24 protein-coding genes are annotated in these 23,257 nt (G+C 72.9%); 12 read left to right on the forward strand and 12 right to left on the reverse strand.

Annotated elements, in window-relative coordinates:
- Positions 1 to 28 precede the first annotated feature (28 nt).
- Positions 29 to 748, forward strand: coding sequence for a class I SAM-dependent methyltransferase (locus ACZ466_RS09155; protein ID WP_378285546.1), 720 nt, complete (start codon positions 29 to 31; stop codon positions 746 to 748).
- Positions 749 to 793: 45 nt separating this feature from the next.
- Here the strand turns inward: ACZ466_RS09155 and ACZ466_RS09160 are convergent, their stop codons facing one another.
- Positions 794 to 1,759, reverse strand: coding sequence for a hypothetical protein (locus ACZ466_RS09160; protein WP_378285547.1), 966 nt, complete (start codon positions 1,757 to 1,759; stop codon positions 794 to 796).
- Between the two features lie 630 nt (positions 1,760 to 2,389).
- Here ACZ466_RS09160 and ACZ466_RS09165 point away from each other — a divergent pair.
- Together ACZ466_RS09165 and ACZ466_RS09170 are read left to right on the forward strand one after the other, a co-directional pair.
- Positions 2,390 to 3,319 carry a metal-dependent hydrolase gene (locus tag ACZ466_RS09165; protein WP_378285548.1) on the forward strand — a complete coding sequence of 310 codons (930 nt, stop codon included), beginning with the start codon at positions 2,390 to 2,392 and terminating at the stop codon, positions 3,317 to 3,319.
- The gene (locus ACZ466_RS09170) at positions 3,316 to 4,482 is read left to right on the forward strand and encodes a hypothetical protein (protein WP_378285549.1); all 1,167 of its coding nucleotides are present in this window, start codon (positions 3,316 to 3,318) and stop codon (positions 4,480 to 4,482) included. The genes ACZ466_RS09165 and ACZ466_RS09170 overlap by 4 nt, the downstream gene beginning before the upstream one ends.
- Before the next feature lie 7 nt (positions 4,483 to 4,489).
- Here ACZ466_RS09170 and ACZ466_RS09175 read toward each other — a convergent pair whose 3' ends face one another.
- The gene (locus tag ACZ466_RS09175; protein WP_378285550.1) at positions 4,490 to 5,140 is read right to left on the reverse strand and encodes a TetR/AcrR family transcriptional regulator; all 651 of its coding nucleotides are present in this window, start codon (positions 5,138 to 5,140) and stop codon (positions 4,490 to 4,492) included.
- A 417-nt stretch (positions 5,141 to 5,557) separates the two neighbouring features.
- Here ACZ466_RS09175 and ACZ466_RS09180 point away from each other — a divergent pair, with 417 nt between their 5' ends.
- From ACZ466_RS09180 to ACZ466_RS09190, 3 genes are read left to right on the forward strand one after another with little or no spacing between them, the layout of a single operon-like run.
- Positions 5,558 to 7,018, forward strand: a complete 1,461-nt coding sequence (locus ACZ466_RS09180; protein ID WP_378285551.1) for a M6 family metalloprotease domain-containing protein — start codon at positions 5,558 to 5,560, stop codon at positions 7,016 to 7,018.
- 10 nt (positions 7,019 to 7,028) lie between these two features.
- Entirely contained in the window at positions 7,029 to 7,340 is a 312-nt protein-coding gene (locus ACZ466_RS09185; protein WP_378285552.1) for a hypothetical protein, read from the forward strand.
- Between the two features lie 46 nt (positions 7,341 to 7,386).
- Complete coding sequence (locus tag ACZ466_RS09190; protein WP_378285553.1) at positions 7,387 to 8,142, forward strand: hypothetical protein; 756 nt, start codon at positions 7,387 to 7,389, stop codon at positions 8,140 to 8,142.
- Positions 8,143 to 8,154: 12 nt separating this feature from the next.
- On the opposite strand, the gene ACZ466_RS09195 is transcribed toward ACZ466_RS09190, so the two are convergent.
- From ACZ466_RS09195 to ACZ466_RS09205, 3 genes are all read right to left on the reverse strand, one after another.
- Positions 8,155 to 8,748, reverse strand: coding sequence for a hypothetical protein (locus ACZ466_RS09195; protein ID WP_378285554.1), 594 nt, complete (start codon positions 8,746 to 8,748; stop codon positions 8,155 to 8,157).
- Positions 8,749 to 8,896: 148 nt separating this feature from the next.
- Positions 8,897 to 9,355 carry a winged helix-turn-helix transcriptional regulator gene (locus tag ACZ466_RS09200; protein ID WP_378285555.1) on the reverse strand — a complete coding sequence of 153 codons (459 nt, stop codon included), beginning with the start codon at positions 9,353 to 9,355 and terminating at the stop codon, positions 8,897 to 8,899.
- Positions 9,356 to 9,390: 35 nt separating this feature from the next.
- The gene (locus ACZ466_RS09205; protein ID WP_378285556.1) at positions 9,391 to 9,867 is read right to left on the reverse strand and encodes a pyridoxamine 5'-phosphate oxidase family protein; all 477 of its coding nucleotides are present in this window, start codon (positions 9,865 to 9,867) and stop codon (positions 9,391 to 9,393) included.
- An 83-nt stretch (positions 9,868 to 9,950) separates the two neighbouring features.
- On the opposite strand from ACZ466_RS09205, the gene ACZ466_RS09210 reads away from it, so the two are divergent.
- The 6 genes from ACZ466_RS09210 (at position 9,951) to ACZ466_RS09235 (ending at position 16,749) form a co-directional block, all read left to right on the forward strand.
- Positions 9,951 to 11,762 (forward strand): AMP-dependent synthetase/ligase, encoded by a 1,812-nt coding sequence (locus tag ACZ466_RS09210; RefSeq protein ID WP_378285557.1) that lies wholly within the window; start codon positions 9,951 to 9,953, stop codon positions 11,760 to 11,762.
- Positions 11,762 to 12,727, forward strand: coding sequence for an NADPH:quinone oxidoreductase family protein (locus ACZ466_RS09215; RefSeq protein ID WP_378285558.1), 966 nt, complete (start codon positions 11,762 to 11,764; stop codon positions 12,725 to 12,727). The genes ACZ466_RS09210 and ACZ466_RS09215 overlap by 1 nt, the downstream gene beginning before the upstream one ends.
- Complete coding sequence (locus ACZ466_RS09220) at positions 12,724 to 13,599, forward strand: alpha/beta fold hydrolase (RefSeq protein ID WP_378285559.1); 876 nt, start codon at positions 12,724 to 12,726, stop codon at positions 13,597 to 13,599. The genes ACZ466_RS09215 and ACZ466_RS09220 overlap by 4 nt, the downstream gene beginning before the upstream one ends.
- A 117-nt stretch (positions 13,600 to 13,716) precedes the next feature.
- Positions 13,717 to 14,844 carry a sulfotransferase family protein gene (locus tag ACZ466_RS09225; RefSeq protein ID WP_378285560.1) on the forward strand — a complete coding sequence of 376 codons (1,128 nt, stop codon included), beginning with the start codon at positions 13,717 to 13,719 and terminating at the stop codon, positions 14,842 to 14,844.
- Positions 14,841 to 15,860, forward strand: coding sequence for a DUF7064 domain-containing protein (locus ACZ466_RS09230; RefSeq protein ID WP_378285561.1), 1,020 nt, complete (start codon positions 14,841 to 14,843; stop codon positions 15,858 to 15,860). The genes ACZ466_RS09225 and ACZ466_RS09230 overlap by 4 nt, the downstream gene beginning before the upstream one ends.
- Positions 15,861 to 15,873: 13 nt before the next feature.
- Complete coding sequence (locus ACZ466_RS09235; protein WP_378285637.1) at positions 15,874 to 16,749, forward strand: helix-turn-helix domain-containing protein; 876 nt, start codon at positions 15,874 to 15,876, stop codon at positions 16,747 to 16,749.
- Here the strand turns inward: ACZ466_RS09235 and ACZ466_RS09240 are convergent, their stop codons facing one another.
- From ACZ466_RS09240 to ACZ466_RS09270, 7 genes are all read right to left on the reverse strand, one after another.
- Complete coding sequence (locus ACZ466_RS09240; RefSeq protein ID WP_378285562.1) at positions 16,750 to 17,376, reverse strand: TetR/AcrR family transcriptional regulator; 627 nt, start codon at positions 17,374 to 17,376, stop codon at positions 16,750 to 16,752.
- Positions 17,373 to 18,785: a class I adenylate-forming enzyme family protein gene (locus ACZ466_RS09245; RefSeq protein WP_378285563.1), complete on the reverse strand. Its 1,413-nt coding sequence runs from the start codon at positions 18,783 to 18,785 to the stop codon at positions 17,373 to 17,375. Before ACZ466_RS09245 ends, ACZ466_RS09240 begins: the two co-directional genes overlap by 4 nt.
- Complete coding sequence (locus ACZ466_RS09250; RefSeq protein ID WP_378285564.1) at positions 18,785 to 19,576, reverse strand: thiamine pyrophosphate-dependent enzyme; 792 nt, start codon at positions 19,574 to 19,576, stop codon at positions 18,785 to 18,787. The genes ACZ466_RS09245 and ACZ466_RS09250 overlap by 1 nt, the downstream gene beginning before the upstream one ends.
- A 4-nt stretch (positions 19,577 to 19,580) precedes the next feature.
- The gene (locus ACZ466_RS09255) at positions 19,581 to 20,669 is read right to left on the reverse strand and encodes a hypothetical protein (RefSeq protein WP_378285565.1); all 1,089 of its coding nucleotides are present in this window, start codon (positions 20,667 to 20,669) and stop codon (positions 19,581 to 19,583) included.
- Entirely contained in the window at positions 20,669 to 20,935 is a 267-nt protein-coding gene (locus tag ACZ466_RS09260; protein ID WP_378285566.1) for a 4Fe-4S dicluster domain-containing protein, read from the reverse strand. The genes ACZ466_RS09255 and ACZ466_RS09260 overlap by 1 nt, the downstream gene beginning before the upstream one ends.
- On the reverse strand, positions 20,932 to 21,534 hold the full coding sequence (locus tag ACZ466_RS09265) for a 2-oxoacid:acceptor oxidoreductase family protein (protein WP_378285567.1): 603 nt from the start codon (positions 21,532 to 21,534) through the stop codon (positions 20,932 to 20,934). Before ACZ466_RS09265 ends, ACZ466_RS09260 begins: the two co-directional genes overlap by 4 nt.
- Positions 21,535 to 21,734: 200 nt before the next feature.
- On the reverse strand, positions 21,735 to 23,201 hold the full coding sequence (locus tag ACZ466_RS09270) for an MFS transporter (protein WP_378285568.1): 1,467 nt from the start codon (positions 23,199 to 23,201) through the stop codon (positions 21,735 to 21,737).
- Between the last annotated feature and the right edge of the window lie 56 nt (positions 23,202 to 23,257).

The following is a 23,257-nucleotide window of genomic DNA, read 5'->3' on the forward strand; positions in this document are numbered from 1 at the left end:
GGCGGCCCGCCTGGCATAGGCTTGGCCGGTGTTCTCGCCCCAAGGTCCGTCTCTGCGCGAACTGGCGATCCAGGCGCTGTCCTCGGTCGAGCGCGGTTACGACCTGCTCGCCCCGAAGTTCGACCACACGCCCTTCCGCACCCCCGACGGCCTTCTCGCCGCCACCGCCGACGCGCTGGGGCCGCTCGGCCCGTTCGATCAGGGGCTGGACGTGTGCTGCGGCACCGGCGCGGGGATGCGGGTCCTCAAGCCCCTGTGCCAGGGAGGGGTCACGGGCGTCGACTTCAGCGCCGGCATGCTCGCGCAGGCGCGTGAAGCGCATCCGGACGCCGAGTGGGTACGGGCGGACGTCCGGGACCTGCCCTTCGAGCAGGCGTACGATCTCGCGGTCAGCTTCGGGGCGCTCGGCCACTTCCTGCCCGCCGAGCGGCCCGCGCTCTTCTCCGGGGTGTACCGCGCGCTGCGGCCCGGCGGTCTCTTCGCCTTCCCGATCGCCGCGCCGCCGCCCATCTCGTCGGTCTGGTACTGGACGCTGCTCGGGTTCGACCTGGTCATGCGGGTCCGGAACGCCGTGTGGCGTCCCCCGTTCGTCATGTACTACCGCACCTGCCCGCTGCACGAGATCCGCGACGACCTGACGGCGGCCGGTTTCACCGTGACGACGGCCCCCCTGCCGGCCTTGGGCGAGCGCGAGGACGGCAGCCCGCGGTACGGGCTCGTCCTCGCGCGCAGACCTTCCGGCAGCTGAACCGCCCTTGGCCGCCCGTGGAGGGCGGCCAAGGGCGGTCCGCGCCTACTCGGGTTCCATGGCGAAGGTTCGCCAGGCGGTGGCCCAGCGCTGGAGGTCCTCGGCGGTGCCTCCCAGCACCTTGATCACGGTCTCCACGGTGGTGAGTTTGGCCGGGATGGTGTCGGCGGCCAGGGTGTTGCGGAAGGTGGTGTAGGAGAGCTTCTTGGCGCAGCGGTCCTGCATCTGGCGCAGGCTGGGGTTGCCGGCCCAGATCCGGTAGGCGCGCAGCATCGCCATGAATTCCCGCTGGCTGGTGGCGCGCAGCGGGTCGGGGCGGCGGTTGTGCCCGTGGACGTCCGGTGTGGCCTGCGGGGTGGTCGCCGGTTCCGGCTCGTCCCCGGACCTGGCCGGTTCGGCCGGGCACCAGGGGTCGGGGCAGGCGGGCGCGCCGATCGCCGAGGGCGGCGGGGCGTCCTCGTCCTGGCCGCAGGTGGGGCAGCGCGCGGGGGACGAGGAGGGGGTGCCGGGGCGTCTGGGCCGGGCGTCGGGGTGCGGGCGGCCGGGACGGGGCCGGTCGTGGGAGAGCGCCATGACCTCGGCGGCGCGGCGCTGCCGCTGGAAGTCGTGCAGCCGCCCGGTCAGCAGCTCGATCTCGCGGTTGAGGTCGCGGACGCGGTCGAACAGCTCCTTGGCGGTGACGACCCGGGCGGGGTCCTTCTGGGCCGGGCCGCACATGATCAGGATGCGCTCGATGCGCTTCCAGGTGCCGCTGGTGAGCTGGTGGTCCCCGGCCAGGATCTTCCAGACCTCGGTCGGCTCGACGGCGGCGGCCGAGGCGATCACCTCGACGCCGTCGTCGCCGGCGATCCGGTCCAGTTCGGTCTGGATGGTGCTGGCCAGCAGCAGGTTCAGCCGGGCGCGGAGGCCGGTGGTGTGTCGGCGCAGTTGCTCGCGGCGCGCGCGGGTCTCGGCCTCGTTCAGCTCGCCGATGTCGGGCCGGGTGCCGTCCTCGACCATCGGCGGCCTCATCGGCGGTCCTGTTCGGGCGGGCCGGAAGGGCCCCGGTGATCTCACTGGAGTTTCCCTTTCGTTGTGGGTCGCCGGTGCTACGGGCGTGCGGAATGCGGGCATGCGGATCCCGAGGGGAGGAGTGGAGTCCTCACCGTCCGGTCTCTGGCGCGTTATCTTGCCGCAGCATCGGCGGGCGTTGGCGCAGGATCTACAAAAACCACATACCGAACCGCACTGAACCGCCCTCTACCAGGTGATATACCGTCGACTCCGGGTGTTGCGCGGCGTGCGGAAGTGGTGAAGACCGGTGCGGAACGTCAAGAAATGAGCGTCCCGCTCGTGCGTGATCACTTGTTTGATGTGTAATACGAGTCGCACGCCGAGGGGCGTCGCGGAAAGTTCCCCGAGTTTGGTCGCGGTGCTACGGGCTGACGGTCGGGAACGGCAGCGGACCGGGCCAGTGGAGTGGGCCGGTTCATGACGAAGGGGGGACCCGCCGGGTCCCCCCTTCGCGCTTCCCGGGCGCAGGGAGATGGCGCGGGGGTCTTGACCATACATATGAGTCGATGTGTATGGTCCGAGGGACGGAGCGTGCGGTGCGGCGCGGTCGGCACGCAGGACGAGCCCCGGACACCAGGAGGCCCAGGGATGACCGAGCTGCAGATTCGCCGGATCCCGTTCGAGTTCGACGAGCAGGTGCCGTTCCAGTGGAACCCGGCCAATCCCGACTTCGGGCTGATGGCCAACGCCATCGGCATGCTGGCCATCGCGTTCGAGAAGTACATCGTGGCCGTCACCCGGGAGGTGATGCCGCGGCTGCGCGACCCGGAGGTCGCCGAGGAGGCCGACGCCTTCCTCCGGCAGGAGGCGCAGCACGCGCGGGCGCACCGGCTGCACATCAACGCGCTCATCAAGCGCTACCCCGGTCTGCGCTCCACCCTGGACGAGGCGGTCGCCGACTACGACCGGCTGCGCGAACGGGAGCCGGTGGAGTTCCACGTCGCCTACATCGCCGCCCTGGAGGCGACGTTCACGCCGCTGTTCAAGATGATGCTCGACAACCGGCGGTCGCTGTTCACTCCGGGTGACGCGCGGGTGGCGTCGCTGTTCGTGTGGCACTTCGTCGAGGAGATCGAGCACCGCAGTTCGGCCCTGGTCATCTACCACGGGCTCGTCGACGACCCCTGGTTCCGCACCCGCGTCGCCCGCCGGGCCTTCGGCCACGCGGTCGGCGTCTACCGGGGGATCATCGAGGGGTTCGAGCGGCACGTGCCGCGGCGGGACCGGCTGGTCGACACCCGCCGGGTGATGCCGAGGCAGATCTGGCTGCGGGAGATGGGCGCCCGGCTGCCGGTCGCCGGCCGCCGCGTGGCCGCCGGACGGTACCCGACCCCCTTCCAGGGCGTCCCGATGGCCCAGCTCGCGATGACCTTCGTCCGGCTGCTGCGCTCGCAGGCCCCGCGCCACCGCCCGGCCGAGGAGCCGCTGCCGGCCCTGGCCGCCACCTGGTTCGACGCCTACGACCGGGGAACGGACATGACGCGGTTCGAGGGCGCGGCGCTGAAGAGCGCGTCATGAGCGGCCCGTGCGACGAGGCGTTCCGGGTCATGGCCGACCGGCTCGGCGGCATCTCCTGCGACGCTGATCCGGTCGGCACCCTCCGCGACCCCGCGGGCCTGACCGGCTGGACCCTGCCGGTGGTCGAGGCCCTCATGATCGCCGGCGCCGTGCTGGCCCTGCTGCACGCGGTGCGGACCTGGCGGCGGACCGGCGATCCGGCCGGTCCCGCGCTGTGGAGCGCCGCCGTGGCCTTCGTGCTCATCCTGGAGCCCCCGCTGTACTTCCCCCGGCAGTTCGGCATCAGCGAGTACCTGGACGTGCTGTTCGTGCACAACGTGTTCAGCGTCCAGTTCCTGTTCGACCGCATGCCGCTGTACATCGTGGCGCTGTACCCGGCGTGCTTCTACCTGGCCTGCGCCCTGGTCACCCGGCTCGGGGTGTTCCGCCGGCACGGCCGGGTGGTCGGGGCCGTATGCGTGGGGTTCGTCAACCACTGCTTCTACGAGATCTTCGATCATCTCGGCCCGCAGCTGCGCTGGTGGGCCTGGAACACCGGTGCGGCCGTCAACGATCCGGCGCTCGGCTCGGTCCCGCTGGTCAGCACGGTGATCTTCGGGTTCCTGGCGCCCGCGCTGCTGGTGTTCTGGTGGCGGACGCTGTTCCCCGAGCCCGCCCCCGAGCCGGCCGGGCGCGGCCCGCTCGGCGCTCCCGGGGTCGCCGTCCGCGTGCTGCTCGTCGGCGTCCTGACCACGGTGTCGCTCCCGGTGTTCAGCGCGCCGGTGTCCTACCTGACGCTGACCGACACGCCCAACCGCGCCGTCATGGCGGCCGTGCTGTACACGGCCATCGCGGTCGCGGCGGTGGTCGCCGTGGCGGCCGTCGCCAGGAGCGCGCCAGCGGACGCGCCGGCCACCGGCGACCGTTTCCTCGACCGCTATGCCCTGCTGCACGGCACGGTCTACCTGGCGGTCTTCGCCCTGCTGTGGGCGGCGGCCACACCGGATCTGCTGGCCGCCGAGGGCGGCCGCACCGGCGACGGGGCCCCGGTCGGCAACCCCTTCTACGCGCTGGCCTGCGCCGCCGTGTGCGTATGGGTGCTGTGGCGCGCCGCCCGGCTCGCACCCGCCGCCCGCACACCGGAGACCGGGCACCCCGCCCGCACGTCACCCCAGACCGCCTGAAACCGTCTCAACCGGGAGCCGGCGCCGGCCGTTCACCGCGTTCACCGGCCTGCGCGGTGATGGCCGGGGCCAGCCAGCGCATCAGGTAACGGCGCAGGCCGGCTCCCGTGCGGGCGGGCGTTCCGGGGTCCGTCACGAACGACTGCATGATCCGCAGCATGTGCTCGACCAGCTCGTCCAGTTCCTCGGCGCCGAACCCGGCCGCGGCCCAGTCGACGGGGAACCGCTCGATGAGCCCGCGCCCCAGCCGCAGCGCGGGCTGCGACGTGAACCCCTTGGCGAACGCGCCGCCCCGCCCGGACGACAGCAGGATCCCCACGTAGGGCTCGTTCGGGACCTGCTCCAGCGCGTACACCGCCCCCTCCACCACCACCTCGGCCGGCGTGCCCCCGCGCAGCGCCACGTGCTCGGCCAGATGCCGCTCGATCTTGTCCATGAACGCGCCGGTGGCGTCGATGGCCGTCGCCACCAGCAGGTCCTCGGTGTTGGTGAAGTACCGGTAGACCGTCTGCCGCGTCACCCCCAGCTCGCGGGCGACGTCCGCCAGGCTCGTGGTGACCCCCGACCGGTCGATGCAGACGCGGGTCGCGCCGATGATCCGCCGGACGGCCTCCTCGTCGTCCCCCGGCAGGTCGCCCGACCATCCATGCCTGCGCACAACGCCCCTCCTCCACCTCGCCCCGAGATTACCGAAGCGCCGCCCCTGCCCCGGCGGCCGCCCGCACGCCGCCCTTTGACCTGCCCTGTGCAGATATTACAAAGGGTTCAATGGAGCCGGAGCGCGTCTCCTCACAAGGAATTGTTGAAGGCCCGCCGCCGATGCGGACGATACTTTGGGCGGGCTTGGCGGGCGGGGCGCCGACTATCACCCGGGCCTTTATGTGAAAGTTTGATATTTGACCCTTACCCGGCCGCGGGCCGTAGCGCCGCGCACGTCTGCCGGAACACCACTGGACTGCGGAAATAGCGGTGCCTACAGTGAATAACCGAGAGTGGGCCCGAGGCGCCGCCGCACCGGTGTCCGGGAGCGGATCAGCCGAAGGGCCGGTGAACGAATGCGAACGGAGAAGGGAAAATGTCTGAGCATTTAAAGGAGTGCGGTCATGCGAGGGCCGTCTGGCCGGATCTGTGCGCCGTCGCGCCCAGCCCCGACCTTCGCGAGCGGCTGAACCGGGAACTCGAAGAGATCCGTGAGCGCGGGCCGGGCTCGGTCAACCTGCTGGGAATGAGCCACGCTCCGCGCATGCGCGGCTTCGACGACGCCACCCTCTTCCCCGCGGACGAGTACGCGCGGGGGACCCCGGAGTCGACCATCAGATCGGCGGCGGCCGACCGGGCGCCGCTGCGCGGGCAGGTGCGGGTCATCGTCATCCCGGCGGACTTCTCCGACCGGGCCATGACGACCACGAACGAGCGGCTCGAAGAGCTGTTCTTCTCGCTCGGCGCGATGGAGCAGGGCAGCGTGCGCGAGTACTACCGCGAGGTCACGCACGGCCTCGTCGACATCGTCGGCCAGGTGGTCGAGCCGGTGCGGCTCCCGCGGACGCTCGCCTGGTACGCCAACAACAACTTCGGGATCGGCCGTCCGAGCGGTGAGGCCAGGGCGAACATCATGGCCCGGGACGCGGTCGTGAAGGCCGATCCGACGGTCGACTTCACGCCGTACGACAACGACGGGAACGGCTACGTCGACGCCTGCATCGTCGTCCACGCCGGACCCAGCGGGGACGCCACCGGGAACCCGGGCGACATCTGGGCCCACAAGTGGACGCTCCCCGAGGTCTACAACGCCGACAACACCAAGGTGTTCGCCTACCTCACCGTCGCGGAGGACGCGAAGATCGGCGTCTGCGCGCACGAACTGGGCCACCTGCTCTTCGGTTTCCCCGACCTCTACGACGTCGACGGCACCTCGGAGGGCGTCGGCAACTGGTGCCTGATGGGCGCCGGGTCCTGGGGCGGCGGCGGGGCCAGGCCGGTCCACCCGTCCGCCTGGTGCAAGATCCGCCAGGGCTGGGTCAGGGAGACCAACGTCACCGCCAACGGAACGCTGCGCATTCCCGATGTCAAGACCGGCTTCGAGGTGCACCGGCTCTGGCGCGGCGGAGAGCAGGGGGACGAGTACTTCCTCGTCGAGAACCGCCAGCGCGACGACTACGACGGGGCACTGCCCACGGGCGGGCTGCTGGTCTGGAAGGTGGACGAGAGGCAGCCCGACAACACCGACGAGAACCACTACAAGGTGGCCCTGCTCCAGGCGGACGGGAAGCGCGACCTCGAACGCGCCCGCAACCGGGGCGACGCCGGGGACGCCTATCCCGGCAGCACGGGGAACGCGTCCCTCACCGGTTCCACGAACCCGAACACCCGCTCCTACACGGGCGAGGACACCGAGGTGGCGGTCACCCGGATCTCCGCGCCCGGTGCGGAGATGACCGCGACCGTCGCGGTGCGGGCGGAGGCGCTCGTGGGCGAGACGGGAACCGCCGGAGACGGCGCCGGCGCCAGGCGGCCGTTGGCGGCGACGGTCCGCTGACGGAAGTGCCGTGGACACCATGGTCCAGTCCATCGACAACCTGACCGCCCTGACGGGGCGCGTGGCCGAGATCGGCCCGCATCCGCGCCTGGCGGGCTGGGACCGGGTGCTCATGGACGTGCTGGACGCCGGTCCCGTCCCGGGACGGGCGGACCTGCTGTCCCGGCGCGCCGGAGAACGGCTGGAACTGGCCGTCCGGCACGACCTGCTGGGGAACGCGGCACCGGGTGCGACTCTCCGCCTGCGGGCGAAGCTGTCCTCGGGCGAGGTGATCGCGGAACCCCATCCCGACGAAGGCGACTTCACCGTCCGGCCGCCCTGAACGGCGGGCGGCGGACGTCATCACGACCATCACCGAAGGAGGCGACATGAGTACACAGCGTTCAGGCACGCAGACTCTCCAGGGGAAGACGACCGGCATCCACGGAATGCTGGTGTTCGGCGACGATGTGCCGCGCTTCTCGCACTTCCCGATGTTCCAGCCGCCGCACCATTCCCAGGTGATCCTCGAAGTGGGGTTCGACGGCGCCACGAAGGGGGTGCTGGACGCCGATCGCAAGGCGGAGTCCGACAACATCTTCAGCTTCAAGCCCGAGGTGTTCGACATCACCGAGCTCGACCCGTCCGGTCCGGGGCCGGTCCGGACCTCGCTGCGGGGAACGCTCTACCACGGCCACTTCGAGCACGGTGGCGAGCCGATCTCCGAGGAGATCACGGTGCGGATAAGCCGTGTCGTGTACTTCCAGCTGCTCGACCTGGAGGCGGCGCACGACAACAACGCCGACCTGAGGTACCTGGTCCTCGGGCGCGCCGGGGATTTCCACCTCGCGCACTACATCACGGCCCGGCCGGACTTCGACCACGTTCTCCAGGCCCGGCTTGTCCCCGGCAGCATCAAGAACGACGAGGGCGACCCGGTGCCCGATGAAACCGCCGCCCAGTTCAATCTGGGCGACCCGGCGTACTTCCAGGGACGCCACGACGTTCCCGCGGAGCGACTGACCGCACCCGGGACGTTCAAGGCACTGTTCTCCGGCCAGCCCTCACGCGCGGGGGTCGTCACCTACACCGCCGACCTGGAGATCGTCCAGGAGATCTACCTGGAGGTCGCCGAACTGGCCTGATGTCAGGCGATGTCAGGCAGTGCGGTAGCAGGTGCGCGGCCGAGCCAGGCGCCACGGGCGAGTGGGGCCTGGCGAGGCCGTGCTGTCGGCCAGGGGCCGGTCGCCGCTGAGGATGTCGGCGGGGGTCGCCAGCACCACGTGCGGCGGTCGCGCGACCAGATGGGGGCAGACCGCCGCGGCCAGGGCGGCGCACTCCGGGCATGCCGGCGCCGGGGTGAGGAAGTCGCCGGCGGCGTCGACCACGGCGGCGGCGGCCTCGGGCGCCGGCAGGCCGCACACCTGGCACAGCCAGCGCCGCTGGCACGCCTTGAGGCGCTCGCTGTGCACCAGGCGCCACCACACCCGCCCGCCCGTCACCGGGGTGATCCACGGGACGGGCCGCTCGTCCGCACGCGGGCGGGGCCACCCGGGCGGGTCGGGATCGACGCCGGCGGCCGCGGCCAGGCGGTCGGCGATCCGGGAGATCGTCTCGGGCAGCGCCCGCGCCGTGCACCGGTCGGCGCCGCAGTAGGCGTACCCGTCGCCGACGACGGCGAGCATCGGCCGGCCGCACTCGCGGCACGGCAGATCGGGCGAGAGCACCGCACTGGCAGACGGCAAACCCAACCAAAACACCCCTGATAGGGATGTTCCCGGCTATGCGCCCAACCAGACCGGTGTCAGGGGAGGTGTTTCCCGGAGCACCGGCCGAGGTGCGGCAGGGCGGCCGGTTTCTTCAGCCGCCGCCCGGCGACCTCCCCTCGCCGGGTCCGGTTCACCGGGGTTCGCGGCCGGGGCGGTCCACCGTTTCGGGGAGGAGGCCGCGTGCGGTGACCTGCTCGCCGCATTCGGAGCAGGCCAGCACCGGGTGGGTGATCTTCCCGCAGGACTCGTGCCGCAGGACGCGCATCACGGGGTCGTCCCCGAGGTGCTCCTCGGCCCATTGCGCGATCGCCAGCAGCGGGGGGACGACCAGTTGCGCGTTCTCGCTGATCCGGTACTCGTACCAGTCGGGATCGGTGCGGTACCGGTGCTTGACGAGGATGCCGACGTCGACCAGCATCGTCAGCCGCGAGGTGAGGATGTTGGGCGCGATGCCGAGGGCGCGCTGGATCTGCCCGAAACGGCGCACCCCGAAGAAGATCTCGCGTATGACCAGGTAGGTCCAGCGCTCGGCCAGCAGTGAGATCGCGGCCGCGCTGGGGGCCTGTCCGGGTGGGCGGTGCTCGGCCATGCCCGGCAGGTTACCGTCCGCCGCGCTCCGCGCTTTCAGTACACGCCTCCCAGCTTGCGGTGGTCCCAGCTCACGATCCTGGTGGGTGAGAACCGCAGCGCGACGCGCTTGACGGCCTGCTGGGCGGCGGCCCGCTCGAGTTCGGGCGGGACGGGGTCGCCGGGCGCGAGCCCCGGGGTGTAGCGCCGCGCGACCGCCAGGCCCACCTCGGCGACCGCGTCGGCGTCCTCGACGATCTTGACTCCGCACTCCATCATGACGCCGCGGAGGTCCTCGTACCGCTCGCCGTCCTCGACCTGCAGCGTGGCCTCGGCGAGCCGCCGCAGGTTGGCCGTCTTCTGCGAGGACCGGTAGGTCCAGCACAGGACGTCGAGGCCGTCCGGGACGTACCACAGCGGCAGCAGGTGCGGCCGGCCCGCGGGCCCGACCGTCGCGCAGGTCACCACCCGCCCGTCCGCCAGGAACCCCTCGATCTCCTCGTCGGTCATCCGGATCTGCTCGCGCCGAGACATGGCCCTCCTTGCGCCCTTCGGAACAGTCCACTACTTTATCGATAGTACTTGCCATTCGCAAGTAGACTTCCGGGAGGGCGCGCGTGCGCAGCACCAGCAGTGGCGGGGCCTCTCCCCGCCCTTCTCACGAGACGCTCTGCGCGGCCCTGCTCGACGCCGCGTGCCGGCATCCGCGGCGGGTCGCGTTCACCACGCTCGACGGGACGATCGCGCTGACCTGGTCGCGCGTGGTCGAGGTGGTGGCCCGGGTGGCCGGCGGGCTCATGCGGCACGGCGTCCGGCGGGGCGACACCGTGGCGCTGATGATGGGCAACCGCCCGGAGTTCGCGCTGGCCGACCTGGCGGCCGCGAGCCTGGGGGCCGTCCCGTTCTCGATCTACAACACCTCGTCACCGGAGCAGGTCGAGTACCTGCTGGCCGACTCCGGCGCCCGGATCGCACTGTGCGAGCCGCGGTACGCCGGCGTGCTGGACGCCGTGTCGCGGCGGCCGGGCGGCGCGCGCCTCGAACAGGTCCTGGTGCTCGGCGAGCGGCCCGGCGCGGACCCGGACGTGGCGGGCCTGCGGGACGCCCCGCCGATCGACCTGAGGCGGGCCGCGTCGCGGCTGGGCCCCGACGCCCTGCTGACCCTGGTCTACACGTCCGGGACGACCGGGCCGCCGAAGGGCGTCGAGGTCACCCACGGGAACGTGCTGGCGACGGTGGCGTCGATGTCCGGCGCGATCCCCCAGGGCGACCACCCGCGGCTGATCTCGTGGCTGCCCGCCGCGCACATGGCCGAGCGGGTCGCCAACCACTACACCGCGGTCGTGCACGCGGCGACCGTCACCTTCTGCCCCGACCCGGGCGCCATCGGCGACGCCCTGGGCGCGGTACGGCCGACCTGGTTCTTCGGGGTCCCGCGCGTCTGGGAGAAGCTGGAGGCACGGCTCCGCACGAGCTGGGACCGGCTCCCCGGCCCCGAACGCGAGCGGGTCGCCGCGACGATCGCCTCCGCCGAGGAGGCCGTGCACCTGCGGCAGGCGGGCAAGGAAGTCCCGCCGGAGCCGGCCGCGAAACTCGACCACGACCTGCTCGCCCGCCTGCGGGCCGAGGCCGGGCTGGACCGGATCGGCGCCGCGCACGTCGGCTCCGCGCCCTGCCCCCAGGAGACGATCGTCTTCTTCCAGGCCCTCGGCGTACCGCTCTCGGAGCTGTGGGGCATGTCCGAGACGACGGCCAACGGCACGGTCAGTCCGGCCGGCGCGGTGCGGATCGGCACGGCGGGGCTGCCGACCCCGGGGGTGGAACTGCGCATCGCCGACGACGGGGAGCTGCTCGTCCGCGGCCCGAGCGTGGTGCGCGGCTACCGGAACCGCCCGTCCGAGACCGCCGCCGCCATCGACGAGGACGGGTGGCTGCACACCGGCGACATCGGCTGGCTCGACGAGGACGGCTACCTCACGATCGTGGACCGCAAGAAGGAGCTCATCATCAACGCACACGGAAAGAACATGTCGCCCGTCGCCATCGAGGCGGCGCTGACGGCGTCGTCCCCGCTGATCGGCCGCGCCGTCGCCATCGGCGACCGGCGGCCCTACAACGTCGCGATCGTCGTGCTGGATCCCGACCATCTCCGGGGCTGGGCGGCCGAGCAGGGCCTCCCCCCGGATCCGGACGGGCTGGCGGAGCGCGAGGACCTGCTGGAGACCGTGCGCGCAGCGATCGTGCGGGCCAACACCCGGCTCTCGCGGGTCGAGCAGATCAAGCGGGTCGCCGTGCTCGGCGAGGAGTGGGCGCCCGGAGGTCCCGAGCTGACCCCGACCATGAAACTGCGGCGGACGCCGATCGCGCAGCGCTACGGCGCGCTGATCGACGACCTGTACGCCCGGCGCGCCGGCCTGGAGGTGGAGTGATGCGCGCGGTCCGGGTGACCAGGCCGGACGGCCCGTCCGCCGTGACCGTCGCCGACGTTCCCGAACCGGAACCCGGCACGGGCGTGCTGATCGAGGTCGCGGCGGCCGGGGTGTCGTTCCCCGACCTGCTCATGAGCAAGGGCAGGTACCAGGTCCAGCCCGACCCGCCGTTCACGCTCGGCCTGGAGGCGGCCGGGCGGGTCCTGGACGCCCCGGCGGGCAGCGCGCTGCGGCCGGGAGACCGGGTCGCCGCGTTCGCCCTCGGCGCCTTCGCCGAACGGTTCGTCGCGCCCGAGGAGTCCACGTTCCCGCTGCCCGACGAGCTGACCGACGAGCAGGGCGCCGGCCTGATCATGAACTACCAGACGGCCCACTTCGGGCTGCACCGCCGCGGCGGGCTGCGCGCCGGCGAGGTCGTCCTGGTCCACGGGGCGGCCGGCGGCGTGGGGACCGCGGCGATCCAGGTGGCCCGCGGCCTGGGCGCCCGCGTCATCGGCGTGGTGTCGACCGGGGAGAAGGCCGCCGTCGCGGCCCGGGCCGGCGCCCACGACGTCGTGCTCGCCGGCGACTGGGCCGCCGAGGTCCGCAAGCTCACCGGCGGCCGGGGCGTGGACGTCGTCTACGATCCCGTCGGCGGCGAGCGCACCGGGGAGAGCCTGCGCCTCCTCACCCAGGAGGGCAGGCTGATCGTGATCGGATTCGCCGACGGCGCGATACCGTCGCTGGCCCTCAACCGCGTGCTCCTGCGCAACGTCTCGGTCATCGGGGCCGCGTGGGGCCACTTCGTCGACACCCGCCCGGAGGTCTCGCGCGCCATCGCCGACGACCTGGCGCGGATGGCCCGCGAGGGCACCGTCGCCCCGCTGGTGGGCCCGGCCTTCCCGCTCGAGGACGCGGCCGCGGCGCTGGCCGCCCTCGACGACCGCCGGGCGACCGGCAAGGTCGTGCTGAGGACCGCGCGATGACCGGCGTCCAGGGCTGGTGGGCGGGCGGCCGGCACGTGACCCTGCCCGTGGCGGGACGCGACCGCCGGATCTTCGTCCGCGACGAGGGCTCCGGGCCGCCGCTGGTGCTGCTGCACGGCTATCCGGGCTCGTCGTTCGAGTGGGCGGGGGTATGGCCCGCGCTGGCCGCCGCGCACCGGGTCGTCGCGCTCGACCTCCTGGGGTTCGGCGCCTCGGACAAGCCCGCCCGGCACCGCTACCGGCTGGCCGAGCAGGCCGATCTCGTCGAGGCGCTGCTGCGGGAGCTGGAGATCGGCGCCTTCTCGGTGCTCGCCTACGACTACGGCACGATCGTCGTCCAGGAACTGCTGGCGCGCGGCGTGCTGCCCGAACGGGTCGTGCTGTCCAACACCGGGCTGTTCCCGGACCTGTACCGGCCGCGCCGGGTGCAGAAGCTGTCCGTCGCCCCGGTGGTGGGCACGCTGCTCGCGGCGCTCGCCGCCAACGAGCGGACGTTCCGGGAGACCTGGTCGGCGGTCTACAGCCGCGAGCATCCGCTGGACCCCGTGCAGGCCGCGCAGCACTGGCAGGCTCTCCGGGCCGGCGGTCCCGGGCGGACGCTGCAGCGCCGGCTCCTCGACTACATCCCCGAACGCCGCGCCGCCGGCGCACGCTACGCGGCGGCGATCCAGGACAACAGCGCGCGGCTGTCGTTCCTGTGGGGGTTGCAGGATCCGGTCTCGGGGTCGGCCATCGCGGCGGCCCTGCCGGAACGGCTCACCGATCCCGACCTGGTCACCTATCCCGACGCGGGACACTGCCCCCACATCGAGATCCCCGACCGGTTCGCCGCCGACGTCCTCGCCCGGACCGCGCCGGACCGGAGCCGCTGACGCCTCGCACGCCCACGGTGCAGGGCAGGTGCGCGCTCCTGCCCTGCACCGGCTCCCCTTGTTGACCTAGCAGCACCCCTGTTAGGTTGTCAGCACTCGTGCTTCTGGGGGGAAACCATGGTTTCCACGTCTGAACTGCTCATCGACCGGGCGCGCGAGCGCACCGGGCTGGCGGATCTCGGTCCGGACGGCTGGCAGGAGGGCCTCGACCGGCTGCTCGCCGCGGTCCCGGTCGACATCGGGTCCGACCCGCGGGCCGCCGAGGCGATCGAGACGATCATCCTCGGGCGGCTGGTCAACCGCCTGCGCATCGAACACTGGTACGCGCGGCACGACGAGGCGGAGATCCCCCGGGTCGAGGGCCCGGTGGTGATCCTCGGACTGCCCCGGACGGGCACGACCGCCCTCCACTACCTGCTGGCCGTCGACCCGCGGTTCCGGTACCTGCGGGCCTGGGAGAGCGGGGACCCGGTCCCTCCGCCGGTCGCCGCGACCGAGAGCGACGACCCCCGGCGGGCGGCGGCGAACGGCCGCGGGAACGTCCGCCACATCAAGACCGTCGACGGACCGGTGGAGGACGTCGGCCCGCTCGGCCTGCACTTCCACAACCAGGACCTCCTGCTCCCGCTGCCGTCGTACACCCGGTGGTGGCGCGACGCCGACCTGACCAGCACGTTCGCCTACCACGAGCGGGTGCTGCGGCTGCTCCACTCGCACTCGGCCTCGTGCCGGTGGCTGCTGAAGGCCCCGGCCTACCTCTTCCAGGTGGCCAGGCTCGCCGAGCGGTATCCCGACGTCCGCTTCGTCATGACGCACCGCGACCCGGCGGTGGCGCTCGCGTCGGCGTGCAGCACCGTCGCCAGTTCCCAGAAGGGCGCGGTGCCCGCGCGGGTCCAGGACCCCCGCGACCTCGGCCGCGATCTCCTCGAGCACTTCGCCGAAGGCACCCTCCGGGCGATCGCGGAGCGGCGGAGGCTCGGCGAGGAGCGCTTCCTGGACGTCGGGCAGCACGAGATCGAGAACGATCCCCTCGGCGCCGCCGAGCGGATCTACGACTTCCTCGGCCTGGCCCTCACCGCGCAGGTCCGGGCGGCGATGGCCGCCTGGGCGGCCGCGAACCGGCGCGGGGACCGGGGCCGGCACGTCTACGCGCCGGAGGACTTCGGCCTGAGCGCCGAGCGGATCCGGCGGGCGTTCGGAGGGTACATCGACCGGTTCGGCGCGCTCACCGGGATCGCGGCATGACCCTCGATCTCACCGGCGGCATGCCGCCCGAAGCCGACGAGGTGACCGCGGAGACCCCGGGCTCCCCCGCCTACCGCGAGGGCGTGTCGATGTGGATCTGGGACGGCGCCGGACGGCTCGCCCTCCCCCGGATCGGCGTCGAGGCGGTCGGCGCCACCTGGGACGAGTCCCGGTACCTCTCGCTGAACCTGGCCTTCCCCGACGGACGGGTCCTCGTCGCCCACGCGGAGCATCCGGCGCTGCCGGCGGCCGACGGGCGCGGTCTCCCCAGGGTCCTGGGGACCGGGCCGCTGCGGTTCGTGTGCGTCGAGCCGTTCACCCACTGGCGGCTGGTCTTCGACGGCCATGCCGCTCCCACGACCGTGCCGGACCAGATCGCCGGCCGCGCCGCGCGGGGGGCGGCGCTGACCGCCGCGGCGACCGTCCCGCTCAGGATCGAGGTGGACGGCCGCATGGCCGCTCCCCCCTGGGTGCAGGGCACCCACGATCCGGAAGGACGGTTCATCCCCGGCGAGCAGCGGTTCGAGCAGCTCTTCACCGCGACCGGAACGGTGAGCATCGACGGCGTCACGACCGGGTTCGAGGGCGGAGGGCTGCGCATCCACCGCAAGGGCGGCGGCCGCAGCGACTACGCCGACTTCTTCGGGCACTGCTGGCAGTCGGCGCTCTTCCCGGGCGGCCGGGCCTTCGGCTTCATCCACTACCGGCCGCGGCCCGACGGGTCGGTGAAGTACCACGAGGGCTGGGTGCTGGACGGCGGCGCCGTCCTGCCGGCCCGCGTCGTCGACACGCCATGGCTGGGGGACATGCGGTCCGGCGGCGAGGACGTCTCGTTCACCCTGCGCGCTCCCGAGGGCGATATCGCCATCGAGGCGGAGACCTTCGCCTCCGCGTTCACGCCGGAACGCCCCATCGGCGGCGGCAGGACCTTCCCCGACCTGCAGCAGGGCATCGCCAGGTACCGGTGGGACGGCGAGGAGTCCTATGGCATGATCGAGCGCTCGATCCGCCGTTAGGGTCGACCGCGTGATGGCATTGCAACCCGCACCGTCGGCGCAGCGCGGTGTCGAGATCGTCCGGTTCCTCGCCGACCATCCGGGCGAGGTGTTCGCCGTCGCCGACCTGGCCCGGAGGCTGGGGCAGAGCCGGGCGACCTGCCAGGCGGTCCTGCTGGCCCTCGAACCGCCGAACTGGGTCCGGCGCACCGAGAGCGGTTACACCCTCGGCGCCGGCCTCATCCCGATCGGCGCCGCGGCGCAGCGGGGGGCCGCGGTGGTGGGGCTGCTGCGGGCCGCCACGCGCCGCCTGTACCAGGAGACCGGCTGCGAGGTGATCGGCTACCTGCCCGCCGGAGACCAGCTGGTCAACGTCGGCCGCGTCGGCCCGCCGTTCCTGCTGTCGGCGACGATGATGGAGGGGCAGGCGTTCCCGCTCGCGCCCCCGAACGGCCTGGCGTTCGCGGCCTGGGACGATGCCGAGCTCGACCGGTGGATCGCGCGCGCACCCGGGATCGGACGCGAGGGCGAGACGCGGCTGCGGGAGGCGGCCGCCAGCGTGCGGACGCTCGGCTACGGCATCGTGCTCGACTCCTTCACCCGCCGCGACCTCGAATCGGGCCTCGCCGACCTGCCCGAGGAGCGGCGGCGGCCGATGGAGCAGGCGCTGGCCCAGGACGAGCTGGTGCGGGTGGCCCGCGTCGAGTCGCGCACCGTCCGGCACTCGTTCGTCTCCGCCCCCGTCTTCGGCGCCGACGGCCGGGTGGCCGCCCTGATGGGCGTCATCTTCGAGACCGACCACGACGCCGAGGTGCCCGACATCGCCGCGGCGCTGCTCGCGGCGTCCCGGCAGCTGAGCGACGGCCTCGGCGCGCCGAGCCCGGAACGGGGCGGGGAGGGCCCGTCCTGATCACGCCGTCCGGTCGTCCGGCCGGCCCCGCAGCGCGCGGAGCGCGAAGTCGGCGAGGTCTTGTGAAGTGCTGCGCGAGGGCGCGACGCCGTTGATCAGGTGGCGGCGCAGGCTGGCGAGGACGAAGTCATGGATGATCAGGGCGGCGCCGGCGGGGTCGGCGCAGGCCCACGAGCCGTCGGCGTTGCCCGCCGCGATGACCTCCTCCAGCAGGCCGCCCAGCTGCCGCTCGGTCTCGGTGGCCTCGGTCGGGTCCGCGGCCCCGCGCCGCCCGGTGCCGGCCACGAACGGCCGCGTCCGGTCGGCCGCGTACTTGGCCTCCGCCTGCTGCATCACCCCGCCCACCCAGGCCCGGATCCTGCCTTCGGGCGTCGGTTCCCGGGACATGCGCCGGGTGAGATGCTCGACCAGGAGCCGGCGCCCCTCGGCCAGCACCGCGTCCAGGAGGTCGTCCTTGGACGAGAAGCACCGGTAGAACGCCTGCTGCGACAGGCCCGCCTCGCGCAGGATCGCCCGGACCGCCGGTTCGCTGTCGGACGTGGCGGCGATGACCCGGAACGCGGCCTCGATCAGGCGCCGGGCGTACTCCTCCTTCTCGTCCTCCCGCAGGCGGGGGCGAGGGCTCATGCCCCGGCCGCCAGTTGACGCCGCTGGACCTGCCGGGTGGCGCCGGTGCGCGGGATGGCGTCCACCACGACCAGCCGCCTGGGGACCTTGAACCGGGCGAGGCGGCCGTCGCAGTGCCGCTGGAGCTCGGGCAGGCTGAGCGAGGCCCCGGGGCGCGGGACGACGAACGCCGTGACGATCTCGCCCCAGTCGTCGTGCGGCACCCCCGCCACCGCCGCGTCCAGGACGGCCGGATGGGTCGCGATCACGCCGTCGACCTCGGCCGGGGCGATGCTCTCCCCGCCACTGCGGATCATGTCGCTGACTCGGCCCACGATGGAAATGTAGCCCTCGCCGTCGATCTCGGCCAGTTCGCCCGTCCGGTACCAGCCGTCCACCAGCGCGGCCCGGGTGGCCCGCTCGTCGCGGTGGTAGCCGTCGAACAGGAACGGGCTCCTGACCCACAGCTCGCCGTCCTCGACCCGGACGCGCACCCCGGGCACCGGCGGGCCGACGCTGCCCGGCTTGCGCCGGACGTCCTCGAACGGCAGCCGGCACACGCCGGCCGCCTCGGTGGACCCGTAGGTGATCGTCGTGGTGGTCCGCGGCAGGGCCGCGTGGATGCCGGCGAGCAGCTCGGGCGTCGTCGCGGACGTGCCCGTGTCGGCCCGCCGGAGGGACCCCAGCTCGAACCCGGTCAGGTCGAGGTCCAGGATCCGCCGCCAGACCGCGGGGATGGCGTAGAAGCTGTGGGCCCGGCGCCGTTCGATGGCCCGCACCAGGTCCTCGGCGCCGCCCCCGTCGGCGAGGACGACCTCGTCCCCGCACAGCCACGGGCCGATGGCGCTGCTCCAGCCGGCCATGTGGAAGAGGGGGAACATCGAGACCAGGGGCCCGGTCGGGAAGTCCGACAGGGCGGACAGGGCCCGGATCATCGTGGTGCGGTGGGACAGCACGATCGCCTTGGGCAGCCCGGTCGTCCCGCTGGTGAAGTACATGACGTGGCCGTCGGTCTCCCGCGGCCCGGCCCGGCCGGCGCGGTCGATGCCGGACGCGGCGGGCGAGCGCGTCACGTCCGCGAGCCGCAGGTCGCCGTCGTACCCCTCGCCGGAGATGACGAGCCTGGGATCGGCCAGGTCGAGCACGGCCCGTGCCTCGTCGCCGGTGAGCTTCGGGCTCATCGGGGCGAACACGGCGCCGAGCGCGGCCGTGGCGAAGAAGAGCGGGACGAGGTCGAGATGGGTCTCGCCCCGCCAGACCACGCGGTCCGAGCGGCGGACGCCCGCCGCGGCGAGGGCGCGGGCGCACCGTTCGACGGCCTCCGCCACCTGCGCGTAGGTCACCGACTCGCCGCCCCGGGACGCCGCCACGCGCCCGGGGTGGCGCGCGGCGGCGGCGAGGAACGCCTCGTGCAGCAGCAGCTCGCTCATCAGCCCGAGGACGCGGAGAGGTCTTTGAGTACGCCCAGCTTGTAGGTGGCGGCCAGCTTGTCGTCGAGGTAGTCCGGCGCCTGCCGGGTCTCCAGGAACCATCCGGTCGGGCACATGGTGAGGACCTCCACGAAGGTGAACCCCGCGCCGGCCTCCTGCAGTTCGAAGGCCCGGCGGAGCGCGCGCCGGGTGCGGGTGACGTTGGCGGCGTTGTTGACCGCGCCGCGGGCCACGTAGGCGACGCCTTCGAGCCGGGCGAGGAGGTCGGCGATCGGAATGGGGAACCCGTGCTGCGCCGCGTCGCGTCCTTCGAGCGTGTTCTTCGTGCGCTGGCCGAGCACGCTCGCCGCGGTCATGTGGCCGCCGGTCTCGCCGAAGACGCCGTTGTTGACGAGGATCGCGGTCACCCGCTCGGCGCGCGCCGCCGTGTGCAGGATCTCCTGCAGGCCCTCGTTCACCATGTCGCCGTCGCCCTGCAGCGTGAAGACGAAGGAGTCCGGCCGCACCCGCTTGACCCCGGTCGCCAGCGACGGCGCCCGGCCGTGCAGGGCCTGCACGATGTCGATGTCGGCGGCGGTGGAGAACCCGGTGTAGCAGCCGATCCCGACCACCCCGATCGCCCTGGACGCGATCTTGAGCTCGGAGATCATCTCCGCGATGGCGCGCATGACGATCGGCTCGCCGCAGCCGGGGCAGAGGTGGTGCGCCTCGTTGCGCACCAGGGCGGGCGCGAAGTCCTCGAGCAGCCGGGCCGGGGCGGCGGGCGCCTGGTCGGTGGGCACGATCTTCACGTGGTCACACCTTTCGCGTCTCGGCGTCGAACGCCGTGCGGAGCCGCTCCGACAGCCGTTCCACGTCGTAGTCGGGGGAGATGCCGAAACCGGACATGTCCAGGGTCAGGTCGCCGATGAACCGCACCGGGGCGCGGCCGTTGACCGCGAGCCGCACGTCCTCGACCATCTGCCCGTTGTTGAGCTCGTAGACGGCGACCGTCCGGGCGCGGGCGGCGACCTCGGCGACGGTCTCGCTCGGGAAGGGCCACAGGGTGATGGGGCGGACGAACCCGATGGGGAGCCCCTCCTCGCGGAGCAGCCCGACGACATACCGGACGTAGCGGGCGGCCGTGCCGAAGGAGACGACGACGAACTCGGCGTCGTCCACGAAGCCGGTCTCGACCATCGGCGTGATCCCGGCGGCCATGGCCGACATCCGCTCCGCCACGAAGGCGAGGTGGGCGCCGTACCCGCCCTCGCCCTCCATCCGGGCCTTGTCGCGCGACAGCGGCGACACCAGTTTGGAGTTGCCGGTGCCGGCGGCGGATCCGTCCACGCACCAGTCCTTCGGCGGCAGCGGCCCGAAGTCCAGCGGCCGCACCTCGACGGACTCCTGGACGTGCGCCAGGTAGTAGTCGCCGTAGAGCAGCACCGGATTGCGCCACTGGTCGGCCAGGTGGAAGGCGTACTGGACCAGCTCGGCCGCCTCCGGCGCGTCCACCGGGGCCAGGACGGGGTGGCGGTAGTCGCCGTGGCCGCCGCCCCGGGTGCTCTGGAAGTAGTCCGTCTGGCCGCGGGACATGTTCAGCACGACGAGCGGCACCTGGGCGCGGCACAGCTCGGAGATCGACTCCTGCATCAGCGACAGGCCCTGCCCGACCGAGCCGGTCGCGGCGCGGGCGCCGGCGGCCGCCGCGCCCCACGTCATGCCGATCGCCTCCAGCTCGCTCTCGGCGTTGACGCAGGTGCCGCCGGCGTCCGGCAGGAGGCGGGCCATGTGCTCCAGGACCTCGGTGAACGGTGTCATCGGGTAGCCCGCGAAGAAGCGGCATCCCGCCGCGACCATCGCCTCCGCGATCGTCTCGGCCCCTTCGGCAAGACGCGGCGCCATCACTCGCCCTCCTCGGCGTCGACCGTGGTGACGACGGGCTCGTCGTACTTCCACACCTGGAACACGTAGTCGGGGCAGACCTTGGCGCACGCGCGGCACGCGATGCAGCCCTCGACGAGCAGCGGGTACTGGAACCCCATCTCGTTGCGCTCGTGCACCGTCATCGCGAGGACGTCGGGCGGGCAGGCGTCGATGCACAGCTCGCAGCCCTTGCAGCGCTCGACGTCGATGACCACCGTGCCCTTGGTGACGATCGGTTCCGTCATCGTCCCGCCCCCACTTCGGCTTCCCGCTTCTCGTCCGGCCAGGCCTCGGTGGCGCGCTCGGCCACGAGTTCGTAGCCCGCGCGGATGGCGGCGGCGTTGGCCTCGGCGTGCTGGGCCCGGTAGGACGGCAGCACCTCCCCGGCGGCCGCTTCGAGCGACTCCACGGTGACCACGCCGGTGGCCGCCGCCAGCGCCCCCAGCGTCACCATCGAGCCGCCGCGGGCGTTGCCGAGGCCGGTCGCCGCCGCGGTGGCCTCGACCGTGACCACGATCAGGTCGTCGCGGGCCGGCTCGCCCCGGAAGACGCTGCCGTCCACGATCACGACGCCGCCGGGCGACATCCGCCGTTCCACGTCGGCCCAGAACTCGTGGTGCATGGCGATCGCACCCCATGGGCGCGACACCGTCGGCGGCGTCACGAGCCGCCGGGTGCCGATCACCACCGTGGCGTCGGTGTTGCCGCCGCGCATCATGCCCGCGTACTCGCCGAACACCATCGCCGAGAGCCCTTGCGAAGCCGCGGCCACGCCCAGTGTCCGGGCCGCCAGTTGCACGCCCTGCCCGCCGATTCCGGTGAGCCGCAGCGCCCGCTCCGTCACATCGCCTCCCTGGTTTAGAGAACGCTGTTCCCTAAACGAGGGGAACACCGGCGACAGAAGTTGTCAAGGGGCGCAAAAAGAATGTCTCGCATCGCCGCCGGCGGGCGCGGCGGCGATGCGAGACGGCGGCGTCCCGCGCACCAGGGCGCGGGACGCCGTCTGCTACCTGCGAAAATGTTCGCTACATGGGGGAGGTCCGGTCAGGCGGCCGCCTGCTTGGCGCCGCCGAGATCCGGCGTCGGCTCGCGTCTCACGCCCGCCCGCCCGGCGTTGGCGATGAACGCGGTGATGAGCAGGCACACCAGGGTGGCGCCGATCATGAACAGGCACACCGACGTCAGCGCCGCCTCGGTCGGCAGGTGGGTGCCCGGCGCGGTGGAGGTGGCCATGATCACCGAGGCCAGGGACAGTCCGGTGGCGATCGACACGTTCATGATCACCCGGTTCATGCCGGTCGCCGCGCCGGTCTGCTCGGCCGGCACCACCTCCACGACCAGGTTCGGCATCGCGGTGAAGGCGAACGCCGAGCCCACGCTGAGCAGGCCCAGGCAGATCGAGGCGCCCACCAGGCTCTGCACCGTCACCATCAGCAGACCGGCCCCGACGAGGTAGAGCACGCACGCGATCACCATCGACCAGCGGGCGCCCACCACCTGGGCGATCCGCCCGCTCAGCGCCGAGCCGCCGTAGCCGACCACCGCGGCGATCAGCAGCACGAAGCCGGCTTCGGTGACCGAGAGGCCGTGCCCGACCGGCGCGGACGCGGGCAGCTGCAGGATGATGTGCCCCAGGATGGAGGCCGCCCCCATCGGCCCCACCCCGATCGCGATCGTCGCCAGCGTGGTCAGCGCCAGCTTGCGGTGGGTGAACTGCCGGACGTCCACGATCGGCTCGCGGACGCGCCGCTCCCACCACACCCAGGCGGCCAGCGACGCCAGCCCGACCAGCAGCGAGGCGAGCACCCGCCCGTCGGTCCAGCCCCAGTCCTCGCCCTGGGTGACGCCGAACAGCAGGCCGCCGCTCGCCGGGACGAGCAGCACGGCACCGGCGATGTCGACCGGGGGGCGGGGCCTGATCCCGGGCGTGCGCGGCAGCCCGGCCAGCGTGGTGAGCACCGCGGCGGCGCCCATCCCGGTGGCCACCATGAACATCAGGCGCCAGCCGCTGTGGTCGATCAGCACCCCGGCCAGCAGCCCCCCGGCTCCGGCGCAGATCGGGACGATCCCGCCGAGCAGCGCGATCGCCAGCGGCACCCGCCGCTCCGGCAGCAGCTCGCGGACCAGCCCGAACGACAGCGGCAGCGCGCCGGCGGCCACGCCCTGCACGCCGCGGCCCAGCACCACCATCCACAGGTCGGTGGCCAGCACGCTGATGAAGGAGCCGCAGGCCGCGACGCACAGCACGGTCACCAGGACGTTCTTGCGGCCGAAGATGTCGCCCAGGCGCCCGGCTGTGGCGGCGACGGCGGCCCCCACCAGCAGGTAGGCGGTGGTGGTCCAGCCGACGGCGGCGGCGTCGGCGTCGAAGACCTTCATGAAGGTGGGGATGGCCGCGATCGCCATCGCGGTCTCGAAGACCGCGAAGACCTCGATCACGATCAGGACGATGAGGAGGCGCGTGTGCGCGTCCTCACGGGGTGGGGTGACGCTGTCCGGCGAGAGGGACATGGGCTTCTCCAGGCGTGGGGTGGGATTGCCGGAGTCGGCTCGGACGTCGCGCGCGG

The sequence above is a fragment of the Actinomadura rugatobispora genome (genome assembly GCF_055379765.1).